Source organism: Streptomyces milbemycinicus (assembly GCF_002154605.1).
Lineage (GTDB): Bacteria > Actinomycetota > Actinomycetes > Streptomycetales > Streptomycetaceae > Streptomyces > Streptomyces milbemycinicus.
On record NZ_MUNE01000582.1, the window covers coordinates 1 to 11,005 of the forward strand.

An 11,005-nucleotide genomic window follows, 5' to 3' on the forward strand; every position below is an offset into this window, starting at 1 on the left:
GCCCCCAGGGCCCCCAGGACCCCGACGCCCAGGACGCCGCCGCGAGCGTGACGGCATGACCATCGACTGGGACTGGTTTCCCGACCACCGCGACGACCTCGTCCGGCTCACCGTCGACCATCTGTCGACCGCCATCCCCTCCGTACTCTTCGGGCTGCTGATCGCGCTGCCGCTGGCCGTGGTCGCGCACCGGGTACGGCCGCTGCGGGGGCTGCTGCTGGGGCTGTCCAACGTCCTGTTCACCATCCCGTCCATCGCGATCTTCGTGCTGCTGCTCCCGGTCACCGGTCTCACCCGCACCACCGCGATCACCGGTCTGACCATCTACACGCTGGTCGTGCTGCTCCGGAACACCGTCGAGGGCCTGGACAGCGTCCCCACCAAGGTCCGCGAGGCGTCCAAGGCCATGGGCACCCGCCCGCTGCGCACCCTGCTCACCGTTGAGCTGCCGCTCGCCTTCCCGGTGATCATGGCGGGCGTCCGGGTCGCCACCGTCATGGCGATCTCGCTGGTCAGCGTGGCCAGCTACATCGGATACGGCGGCCTCGGCCAGCTCTTCACCGACGGCTTCCAGCGCAACTACCCCACCCCCGTCGTCGCCGGAGTCGCCCTGTCCCTGCTGCTCGCGCTGGTCGCCGACGCCGTACTGGTGACCGTCCAGTGGCTGTGCACCCCGTGGCTGAGGAGGCGTGCCTGACATGATCGAGCTGCTGAAGAACCTCGTCCACTGGCTCACCAGCGGATCCCAGTGGTCCGGCCCCGAAGGCATCGCCACCCGCCTCCTGGAACACACCCAGTACTCGCTTCTGGCCACCCTCGTCGCCACCCTCATCGCCCTCCCCATCGGCCTGCTCATCGGCCACACCGGCCGCGGCGCCTTCCTCGCCATCAACCTCGCCGGCTTCGGGCGCGCGCTGCCGACGGTTGGCCTGGTCACCCTGGTCTTCCTGGCCAGCGGGCTGAGCATGTGGCCGGTGTACATCTCGCTGGTCGCCCTCGCGGTGCCGGTCATCGTCACCAACACCTACGCGGGCATGGCCGCCGTCGACCCCGAGGTCAAGGACGCCGCGCGAGGGCAGGGCATGCGGGCCCACCAGGTCCTGTTCCAGATCGAGCTCCCCCTCGCGCTCCCCCTGATCATGACCGGACTGCGGCTGGCCGCCGTGCAGGTGGTGGCGACCGCCACCATCGCCGCGTACGTCAGCTTCGGCGGGCTCGGCCGGTACGTCTTCGACGGGCTCGCCCAGCGCGACCTGGTGCAGGTGCTGGGCGGGGCGGTGCTGGTCGCCGTACTGGCCATCGCCCTCGACCTGGCGCTGGCCGGAGTGCAGCGCCTGCTGTTCCGCAACCGCCCCGCGCCCTCGCACGCCCACTCGCACTGAGGAGTAGTCCCGCATGACCCCCATGAACCCCCGGGCCTCCCTGGACCCCCGGGCCTCCCGGACTCCCCGCCCCAGCCGCAGGGCCCTGCTCGGCGGCCTCCTCGGCGCCGCCGCCCTCCCCACCCTCGCCGCCTGCGGCGGCGTCACCTCGCTCGACGGAGGCTCCGGCGGTGGCGGCTCCGGCGGCGGCAGCAGCTCGGGCGGCCTGGTCATCGGCACCGCCAACTTCACCGAGAACCAGATCCTCGGCTACCTCTACGCCGAGGCGCTGCGCGGCGCCGGCGTCAAGGCGAGCGTCCGCCCCAACCTCGGCTCCCGCGAGATCGTCATCCCCGCCCTCCAGCAGGGCGATATCGACCTGCTCCCCGAATACCAGGGCAACCTGCTGCTGCACTTCGACGACACCGCGAAGCAGACGGAGGCCGGCGATCTGCAGAACGCCCTGGCCGTCGCCCTCCCCGCCGCCCTGGAAGCCCTCCCCTACGCCGCCGCCGAGGACAAGGACGTCTTCGCCGTCACCAAGGAGACGGCCGACAAGCACGGGCTGCGCAGCCTCGCCGACCTCCACAAGCTCGACGGCAAGCTGGTCTTCGGCGGCCCGGCGGAGGACAAGAAGCGGGTCGTCGGCCTGGTCGGCCTGAAGGACGTCTACGGCACCACCTTCAAGGAGTTCAAGTCGCTGGACGCCTCCGGCCCGCTGGTCAAGGGCGCGCTGAAGAAGGGCGACGTCGACGTCGCCAACCTCTTCAGCACCGACCCCGACATCCAGGCCAACGGCTGGATCATGCTCGCCGACCCCAAGCAGCTCATCCCCGCCCAGCACATCGTCCCCGTCATCCGCAGCGCCAAGGCCGACGCCAAGGTCCGCAGGGCCCTGGCCCGGCTGGGCGGCGCGCTCACCACGCAGGAGCTGGCCAAGCTGAACAAGCTGGTCGACGTGGAGAAGAAGGACCCCGACGAGGTGGCGGCGGACTGGGCGAAGCGGAACGGCCTCGCCAAGCGATAGCGCCGCGCCGGAGGGCAACGCGGCCCGGGCGGGGCCGCGCTGCCCTCATCGCCCTTCAGGCCGGGATCAGGCCGGGGGCAGCAGCTTCTTCTGGGGCTTCCCCATGGCGTTGCGCGGCAGCGCCTCCAGGAAGCGGACCTTGCGGGGGCGCTTGTGGACGGAGAGCTGCCCGGCCACATAGTCGATGAGCTCCGCCTCGCTCACCCCATCGGCGACCACATACGCCACGATCTGCTGGCCCAGGTCCTCGTGCGGGGCGCCGACGACCGCCGCCTCGCGCACCGCCGGGTGGTCCAGCAGCGCGTTCTCGACCTCGCCCGCGCCGATGCGGTAGCCACCGGACTTGATCAGGTCGGTGGAGGCCCGGCCGACGATGCGGTGGAACCCGTCGGGCTCGACGGCGGCGATATCGCCGGTGCGGAACCAGCCGTCCTCGGTGTACGAACCCGCGGTCGCCTCGGGGCGGTTGAGGTACCCGTCGAACAGGGTCGGGCCGGTGAGCTGCAACTCGCCGATCTCCGCGCCCTCCTCGGCGGCGACGCGGGTACGGATGCCCGACAGCGGGGTGCCGACGTAGCCGGGGCGGCGCTCGCCGTCCGCGCGGGTGCTGATGGTGATCAGCGTCTCGGTCATGCCGTAGCGCTCGACGGGCCGGTGCCCGGTCAGCTGCTCCAGATCGCGGAAGACCGGCGCGGGCAGCGGGGCGCTGCCGGACACCAGCAACCGGGCGCCGGACAGGGCGCGGGCCGCGTCGGGGTCCTGGACGACCCGGTGCCAGACCGTCGGCACGCCGAAGTACAGGCTGCCGCCCGCCGCCGCGTACGCCGCGGGGGTCGGCCGGCCGGTGTGCACAAGGCGGCTGCCCACCCGCAGCGCGCCCAGCACCCCGAGCACCAGCCCGTGCACATGGAACAGCGGCAGACCGTGGACCAGCGTGTCCTCCGCCGTCCAGGCCCAGGCCCCGGCCAGCGCGTCCAGGTCGGCGGCGACCGCGCCCCGGGAGATCAGGGCGCCCTTGGGCGCGCCGGTGGTGCCGGAGGTGTAGAGGACGAACGCCGTCGACTCCGGGTCCGGCTCCGGCCCGCTCCACGCCGCGCGCTCGGCCAGATCCACCGGAACGGTCTCGACGGGACCGGCCTCTTCCTCCGTCGGTGAACCCGTCAGTGAACCCGTCAGCAGCAGCGCGGCCTTGGAGTCCCGGAGGATGTGGTCCCGTTCCGCGGGTCCTGAGTCCGGCGGTACGGGCACCACGGGCACCCCGGCGAGCAGCGCGCCCACCACGGCCGTCACCGTCTCCGCCGTCGGGCTCGCCCGTACGGCGACGACCGGCGCCCCGGCGATCCGGGCCGCGACCGCGCCCGCGGCGCCGAGCAGTTCCTCGCGGGAGCAGGCACGGCCGCCCACGGTGAGCGCGTCGGGGCGGTCGCCTCCCGGCTCGGCGAGGGACGTAAGCAGAGGTGCGGACACGGACTGGCTCCTTCCACAGCGGGCCAGGAGGTACAGGTACCTGTCCCCCCACGCGATTCGGGGGGCTAGCCCTACCGACAATGCGTCCCTGTGACCGTACCGTCGGAGCATGGACAGCCGGGACGCCGATCTCAAGCGCGAACTCGACGCGACCCTCCAGACCCGCAAGGAGCTGGGGGCCGAGTACGAGACGGAGCTGGTCGACTCCTTCATGGAGAAGGTCGAGCAGCGGTTCAACGACACCGCGGACCGCCATGTCCGGCGGCAGCTGGCCGAGCAGCAGATGGCCGCCGCCCGCGGCACCCGCCCCCATGCGACGGGCCGGCCCGCGCAGGGCCAGGGGCTCGGGTTCGGCGAGCGCTTCGCCTTCGTCGCCACCTCGCTCGTGCTGGCCATCCCGCTCTCCGCGATCGCCGCGGTCAATGCGGGGCTGTACGGACTGGTGGTCACCTGGGCCGGCATCGTCGCGGTCAACGCGGTGCATGCGTCCGGAGGGTTCGGCTGGCTGCGCCGCCTGCGCCGCGAGAAGTCGACGAGCGAGTGGGATGGCGAGTGAGCCGAAGGGGCGCGACCCTGTCGACAGGGGCTGAGGCGCCCCGGAGGCGAGCCGAGCAAAAAAAAGGGGGGGTGAGTCTAAGCGCGGGAACCGCCGCACCCCGGTGTGAGCACCGAGGGCGGGACGACGGCGGTCCCCGCGAGGGACGCGGGCCGGGTCAGGGCCTGGCTGCCACGTCCAGGGCGACCATGGAGGTCCGGGAGCCGCTCCGGAGGTCCTTGTCGCCGCTTTCGGGTGTCGGTGTCGTCCTTTCCGACACCCACTAATCTGCCGGAGCTGTGTTAAGCCCGTGCTGCGAGCGCGTGACACCCGCGTACCACTTACCGGAAGGTCGTACGACCTTTTCCGCGGCGGGAGTTGCGCCCCGAAGCGGCGGCTAGCGCTGACCCTTCGCCAGGTACGCCAGCAGGTCCTGCCGGCTCACCACCCCGGTCGGCTTCCCTTCCACCAGCACGATGGCCGCGTCCGCCCCGCCCAGCACCGTCATCAGGTCCTCGACCGGCTCGCCCGAGCCGACGTGCGGCAGCGGCGGGCTCATGTGCTTCTCCAGCGGGTCGGTCAGCGCGGCGCGCTGTGCGAACAGCGCGTCCAGCAGCTCGCGTTCCACCACGGAGCCGATGACCTCGGCGGCCATCACATCCGGGTGCCCGGCGCCCGGCTTGACGATGGGCATCTGCGAGACGCCGTACTCCCGCAGCACCTCGATCGCCTGACCGACCGTCTCGTCCGGGTGCATATGGACCAGCGAGGGCAGCCCGCCCTCCTTGCCCTGGAGCACATCGCCGACGCGCACCGCCGGGCCCTCCTCCTCCAGGAAGCCGTAGTCCGCCATCCACTCATCGTTGAAAATTTTAGAAAGGTAGCCGCGGCCGCTGTCGGGGAGCAGCACGACCACCACATCGTCGGGGCCGAGCTCCTCGGCCACCCGCAGCGCCGCGACCACGGCCATCCCGCACGATCCGCCGACCAGCAGCCCTTCCTCGCGGGCGAGCCGCCGGGTCATCTGGAAGGCGTCCTTGTCGGAGACCGCGACGATCCCGTTGGCGACGGTCCGGTCGTAGGCCGTCGGCCAGAAGTCCTCGCCGACGCCCTCGATCAGATACGGGCGGCCGCTGCCGCCGGAGTACACCGAGCCCTCGGGGTCGGCGCCGATGACCTGGACCCGGCCGTCGCTGACCTCCTTGAGGTAGCGGCCGGTGCCGCTGATCGTGCCGCCGGTGCCGACGCCCGCCACGAAGTGGGTGATCTTCCCCTCCGTCTGCTCCCACAGCTCGGGGCCGGTCGTCTCGTAGTGCGAGCGCGGGTTGTCGGGGTTGCTGTACTGGTCGGGCTTCCAGGCGCCCGGGGTCTCGCGCACCAGGCGGTCCGAGACGTTGTAGTACGAGTCGGGGTGCTCGGGGTCCACGGCCGTGGGGCAGACCACGACCTCGGCGCCGTACGCCCGCAGCACATTGATCTTGTCGGTGGACACCTTGTCGGGGCAGACGAAGATGCACTTGTAGCCCTTGCGCTGGGCGACCATGGCCAGGCCGACGCCGGTGTTGCCGGAGGTCGGCTCGACGATCGTGCCGCCCGGCTGCAGCGCGCCGGAGCGCTCGGCGGACTCGATCATCCGTACGGCGATGCGGTCCTTCACCGAGCCGCCCGGGTTGAAGTACTCGACCTTGGCCAGAACGGTCGCCCGGATGCCCTCGGTGACGCTGTTGAGCTTTACCAGCGGGGTGTTGCCGACCAGCTCAATCATCGAATCGTAGTACTGCACACCTGCTCCAGGTCCGATATCAGCGGGATCTCCGCGGTCAGGGCGGCCGCTGTCGCGGGCCCGTGCTGCCCAGCTTATTGCGCACCGTGACCGCTCAACCGGTGCGTCGCCCCCAGGGCGCGAACGCGGCAACAAGCCGGGCGGCAAGTGGTTAGCAAGTCGTACAAAAAAGGGTACAAAGGAGCAAGGTGCGTGGACGGAGGTGGGCCGGAGCCATGTCTATGTCGAGAGCCAGGGTCGCGCGGCGGATCGCCGCCGCGGCGGCATACGGAGGCGGCAGCATCGGGCTGCTGGGCGGCGTCGCCGCCGTTCTGTTGCTCACCGAGGTCTCCCATGCGAAGCGGGTGGTCGGCGGGTCCGAGGACCCGCCTCCGCGCGCCGACGGCCGATACGGTTTCGACTTCGTCCTGCGCACCGGCCAGCCGCCGCTGCGGCTGGCCTTCCTCGGCGACTCCACCGCCGCCGGGCAGGGCGTGCACCGACCCAGCCAGACCCCGGGCGCGCTGCTCGCCTCCGGGCTCGCGGCGGTCTCCGAGCGCCCCGTCGACCTGCACAATGTGGCCCAGCCCGGCGCCCAGTCCAATGATCTGGAGCGCCAGGTGGCGCTGGTGCTCCAGGATCCGGCGGCCCGCCCCGACATCTGCGTGATCATGATCGGCGCCAATGACGTCACGCACCGCATGCCGCCCGCCCAGTCCGTACGGCTGCTGTCGGAGGCGGTGCGCAGGCTGCGCGACGGCGGCTGCGAGGTGGTGGTGGGCACCTGCCCTGATCTCGGCACCATCGAGCCCGTCTACCAGCCGCTGCGCTGGGTCGCCCGCCGCCTCAGCCGCCAGCTGGCCGCCGCGCAGACCATCGGGGTGGTCGAGCAGGGCGGCCGTACGGTCTCGCTGGGCGATCTGCTCGGGCCCGAGTTCGCGGCCAACCCGCGGGAGCTGTTCGGGCCGGACAACTACCACCCCTCGGCGGAGGGGTACGCCACGGCCGCGATGGCCGTGCTGCCGACGCTGTGCGGGGCGCTCGGGCTGTGGCCCGAGGAGCCCGAGGAGACCCGCGACGTGGGCATCCTGCCGGTGGCCAAGGCCGCGGCCGCCGCGGCGGCCGAGGGCGGCAGCGAGGTCACCGCGGCCCGCGGCCCCTGGGCCCGGCTGCTGCGCCGCGACGGCCGCACCTCGGGCGAGCGGGCACCCTCGGCCCCGAGCGCGGCCGAGGCCCCGTCCTCCACCGGCTCACCCCCGGCGGCCCGATAAGCCCTGCAAGCCCTGCAAGCCGTTCAAGCCGTTCAAGTCCAGGGCCGGCAACGCGCTGAGCATACGCTTGGAAAAAAGAGGTCCGCATCACAGCCCCGATGCCGTGACCCCCGTCATACGTGCGGGTAACTTCCCTCAGAGTCCCGCCAGCCCTAGCGCCCCCCTGGAGCCGTGATGCCCGAAGCCGTGATCGTCTCTGCAGCCCGCTCCCCCATCGGCCGCGCCTTCAAGGGCTCCCTCAAGGATCTGCGGCCAGACAATCTGACCGCCGAGATCGTCCAGGCGGCGCTCGCAAAGGTCCCCGAGCTCGACCCGCGCGACATCGACGACCTCATGCTCGGCTGCGGTCTGCCGGGCGGCGAGCAGGGGCACAACCTGGGCCGGATCGTGGCCGTGCAGATGGGCATGGACCACCTCCCCGGCTGCACCATCACCCGCTACTGCTCCTCGTCCCTCCAGACCTCCCGGATGGCGCTGCACGCGATCAAGGCGGGCGAGGGCGACGTCTTCATCTCGGCGGGCGTCGAGATGGTCTCCCGCTCGGTGAAGGGCACCTCGGACGGGCTGCCGGACACCCACAACCCGCTCTTCGCGGACGCCGAGGCCCGCACCGCCGCACGCGCCGAGCAGGAGGGCACGGACTGGCACGACCCGCGCGAGACTGTGTCCGACAGCGGCTCCGCCGCGGGCCTGATCCCCGACGCGTACATCGCGATGGGCCAGACCGCCGAGAACCTGGCCCGGCTCAAGGGGATCACCCGCGAGGAGATGGACGAGTTCGGCGTACGGTCGCAGAACCTCGCCGAGGAGGCCATCAAGAACGGCTTCTGGGAGCGCGAGATCACGCCTGTGACCACCCCGGACGGCACAGTCGTCAGCAAGGACGACGGACCGCGCGCGGGCACCACGCTGGAGGGCGTACGCGGCCTCAAGCCGGTCTTCCGCCCCGACGGGCTGGTCACCGCGGGCAACTGCTGCCCGCTCAACGACGGCGCCGCCGCGCTGGTCATCATGTCGGACACCAAGGCGCGCGAGCTGGGCGTGACGCCGCTGGCGCGGATCGTGTCCACCGGCGTCTCGGGGCTCTCGCCGGAGATCATGGGCTACGGACCGGTGGAGGCGTCCAAGCAGGCGCTCGCCCGCGCCGGGATGACGATCGGCGACATCGACCTGGTCGAGATCAACGAGGCCTTCGCCGCGCAGGTCATCCCGTCCTACCGCGACCTGGGCATCGACCTGGACCGGCTCAATGTGAACGGCGGCGCGATCGCCGTCGGCCACCCCTTCGGGATGACGGGCGCCCGGATCACCGGCACGCTGATCAATTCGCTGCAGTTCCACGACAAGCAGTTCGGTCTTGAGACCATGTGCGTGGGCGGCGGCCAGGGCATGGCCATGGTGCTGGAGCGGCTGAGCTGAGCTTGAATTGAGCTGAGCGGAGCGCCTGAGTCCAGCAGATGAGTCGTGACCGAATCTCCCCCAGGATGTGACCAACGTCCTGGGGGAGTGGTGTAAGCCCAGCTCAGCGGCGGTGTCCCGGGCATCCTCCGCACCTGCCGAGCCCGATTCCCGTCCACTTGGTGATGTTATGCACTGACACGGGGCGGCACCGCGGGCCAAGCTGAGGTAGGAATTCGGGGGATCTACCGGAACCGGGAGTTACGTCAGTGAGCCCCATGACCCTTGCCGCCCTCCTGGCCGCGGCCACCGCCACGGCCGTGGGCACCTCCGCCCTGCTCACCGCCCGCGGCGTACGGCGACAGATCGCCGAGCTGCGCGCCGAGCTCGCGGCGAACACTCCCACCGCAGGCCGGGACGGCGGGGCGGACCGGGCGGGCGAGCGGGACGCCGTCGCGATCCCCGCGCCCCGCGCCGCCGCCCCCGCCGCCGAGATACGCGCCGCCGTCGCCGACGCGCTCGCCGAGGAGCGGGAGCGCGAGCTGGCGGAGGCGCGGGCGTTCTGGGCCGCGCAGGAGGCCCGGGACACCGCGGCGGCCACCGACTCGCATCCGCTGCTCGGCAGGCTGGCAGGGCTCGGCGAGGAGCCCCAGACGGACCTCATCCCGTACGTACCCCGGCAGGCCGACCCGGGCGGCGTGGAGCCGCTGCTGGACCTGGACGCGCTCGGCCCCGACACCCTGGACCCCGCCGGAGAGCCGGACCGGCAGCCCGAGGCCGCGGCGGAGGTCGGCACGGAGGTCGAGGTGGACCTGGACCTCAGCCTGGACACGGAGCGCCTGGACACGGAGCGCCTGGGCACAGAGCGTCTGGACGCCGAGCGGCTGGACGCGGAGCCCGCGGCCGAGGCCGTGGAGTCGGCCGAGCTGGCGGCCGCGCGCCGGCGCCACCCCTCGCACCCCGACTTCTCGCCGCACCCCGGCCCAGCCGACCACGACCGGACCGTCGCCCGGCTCACCGCGCTGGCCGACGCCCGTATCCCGCTCGCCGACGTCCGCCCCGGCCCGCTGGGCACCCTCGATGTGTACGTCTTCGCCGACGGCACCACGGTCTGTATGACCCCCGGCCACCGCGAGACGGCGGAGCGGCTGGCCGACGCGCTGCTCGAAGGCCCCACCCCGGTGCTGCTGGGCAGCTCCGGTGTGCTCGGCGCCTACGCGCTGACCTTCGGCTGCGGGGACGAGCAGGTGTACGTACTCGCCGACCGCGTCATCGCCTCGCTGTAGCCCCACCGGCCCGGCCCCCGAGGCCGCCCCTGGGGGCCCGAGCCCGACCCCGGGGCCCCGGAGGGCCCCACGACCCCGGACGGGCCCACAAACCCCTCACAAAGCCCTCACAGGCGGCTTCAGGACCGTCCTCGGCCCGCCAAAAGTCACCGAGAACCGCCGCGAGACCGCGGCAGATACCGCTCAAAGGCCGCAGCGCCCGGCCGTGGTCTCCACCAGCGCCACCGCGGAGGCCAGCGCCTCCCCGGCGCCGCCTCGCCCACCGCCCTCCGGCGCGCGTTCCAGCGCATGCGCCAAATCATGACCGGCCACCGCCACCTGGTCCGCGACCGCGAACATCCCCGCGTCCGGCATGATCCTCGAGCCGCTCCCGGGCTCCTCGCTCCACTGGGCCCGCACCGACAATTCCCTTGCCAGCGCCAGACCTTCGGCCGCCACGCCCCGGCCCAAACGGGACTGCGGAAGGGCGCGCAGGCGGTCCGCGAGCTGGTCGACGGCGGTCAGCAGAGGCGTCACATCATTCACATCGTGAGCCTATGCGCCACCCACGGACTGTTGCCAACGGCCGAACAGTCAGGCACGGTGAGCTGAAGGACCGCACCCGGGCCATGAAGAACGGCCTGGAAAACGGACGCGTCGGAGGCGCCGATGTCCCAAACCTTCTCCGAAGAGACCCACCGGAACCTGCTCTCCCGAATCCCCCAATGCACCGGCCGTGAAGTCGCCGACTGGTTGCGCACCGTAGACGAAGGACCTGCCCTCTTCCGCTTCGAGGAAAAGGTCAGCTGGCTGCGCGGTGAACACCAGCTCGCGTACGGCCACGCCAAGGCGATCATTCATGAGCACGATCTGAGGCGGGCCGCGCGGAAGCTGCTCTGACCTCCCCCTCCCCCTCCCC

At 72.0% G+C, this 11,005-nt stretch carries 11 protein-coding genes; 8 read left to right on the forward strand and 3 right to left on the reverse strand.

The genetic code is table 11. The annotated features are described in order from the left end of the window. Positions 1–55: 55 nt before the first annotated feature. From CCN51_RS39000 to CCN51_RS39010, 3 genes are read left to right on the forward strand one after another with little or no spacing between them, the layout of a single operon-like run. Entirely contained in the window at positions 56–697 is a 642-nt protein-coding gene (locus tag CCN51_RS39000) for an ABC transporter permease (RefSeq protein ID WP_014177133.1), read from the forward strand. Between the two features lies 1 nt (position 698). Then, a complete protein-coding gene (locus tag CCN51_RS39005; RefSeq protein ID WP_014177134.1) occupies positions 699–1,382 on the forward strand; it encodes an ABC transporter permease in 684 nt (227 codons plus the stop codon). A 13-nt stretch (positions 1,383–1,395) separates the two neighbouring features. Then, positions 1,396–2,388, forward strand: a complete 993-nt coding sequence (locus CCN51_RS39010) for an ABC transporter substrate-binding protein (RefSeq protein ID WP_211303287.1) — start codon at positions 1,396–1,398, stop codon at positions 2,386–2,388. A gap of 66 nt (positions 2,389–2,454) precedes the next feature. Here CCN51_RS39010 and CCN51_RS39015 read toward each other — a convergent pair whose 3' ends face one another. Then, positions 2,455–3,855 carry an acyl-CoA synthetase gene (locus CCN51_RS39015; protein ID WP_014177136.1) on the reverse strand — a complete coding sequence of 467 codons (1,401 nt, stop codon included), beginning with the start codon at positions 3,853–3,855 and terminating at the stop codon, positions 2,455–2,457. Between the two features lie 109 nt (positions 3,856–3,964). On the opposite strand from CCN51_RS39015, the gene CCN51_RS39020 reads away from it, so the two are divergent. Further along, the gene (locus CCN51_RS39020; protein WP_014177137.1) at positions 3,965–4,411 is read left to right on the forward strand and encodes a membrane protein; all 447 of its coding nucleotides are present in this window, start codon (positions 3,965–3,967) and stop codon (positions 4,409–4,411) included. A 376-nt stretch (positions 4,412–4,787) separates the two neighbouring features. Here the strand turns inward: CCN51_RS39020 and CCN51_RS39025 are convergent, their stop codons facing one another. Then, positions 4,788–6,173, reverse strand: coding sequence for a cystathionine beta-synthase (locus tag CCN51_RS39025; RefSeq protein WP_014177138.1), 1,386 nt, complete (start codon positions 6,171–6,173; stop codon positions 4,788–4,790). A gap of 221 nt (positions 6,174–6,394) precedes the next feature. Here CCN51_RS39025 and CCN51_RS39030 point away from each other — a divergent pair, with 221 nt between their 5' ends. The 3 genes from CCN51_RS39030 to CCN51_RS39040 all read left to right on the forward strand — a co-directional run bounded on the left by CCN51_RS39030 (position 6,395) and on the right by CCN51_RS39040 (position 10,107). Continuing rightward, positions 6,395–7,423 carry an SGNH/GDSL hydrolase family protein gene (locus CCN51_RS39030; RefSeq protein ID WP_014177139.1) on the forward strand — a complete coding sequence of 343 codons (1,029 nt, stop codon included), beginning with the start codon at positions 6,395–6,397 and terminating at the stop codon, positions 7,421–7,423. A 174-nt stretch (positions 7,424–7,597) separates the two neighbouring features. Beyond that, positions 7,598–8,842, forward strand: coding sequence for an acetyl-CoA C-acetyltransferase (locus CCN51_RS39035; RefSeq protein WP_014177140.1), 1,245 nt, complete (start codon positions 7,598–7,600; stop codon positions 8,840–8,842). A 257-nt stretch (positions 8,843–9,099) separates the two neighbouring features. Continuing rightward, entirely contained in the window at positions 9,100–10,107 is a 1,008-nt protein-coding gene (locus tag CCN51_RS39040; RefSeq protein WP_014177141.1) for a hypothetical protein, read from the forward strand. Between the two features lie 183 nt (positions 10,108–10,290). On the opposite strand, the gene CCN51_RS39045 is transcribed toward CCN51_RS39040, so the two are convergent. Then, on the reverse strand, positions 10,291–10,632 hold the full coding sequence (locus CCN51_RS39045; protein WP_043487020.1) for a hypothetical protein: 342 nt from the start codon (positions 10,630–10,632) through the stop codon (positions 10,291–10,293). Between the two features lie 123 nt (positions 10,633–10,755). Here CCN51_RS39045 and CCN51_RS39050 point away from each other — a divergent pair, with 123 nt between their 5' ends. After that, the gene (locus CCN51_RS39050; protein WP_014177143.1) at positions 10,756–10,986 is read left to right on the forward strand and encodes a DUF4287 domain-containing protein; all 231 of its coding nucleotides are present in this window, start codon (positions 10,756–10,758) and stop codon (positions 10,984–10,986) included. Positions 10,987–11,005: the final 19 nt, after the last annotated feature.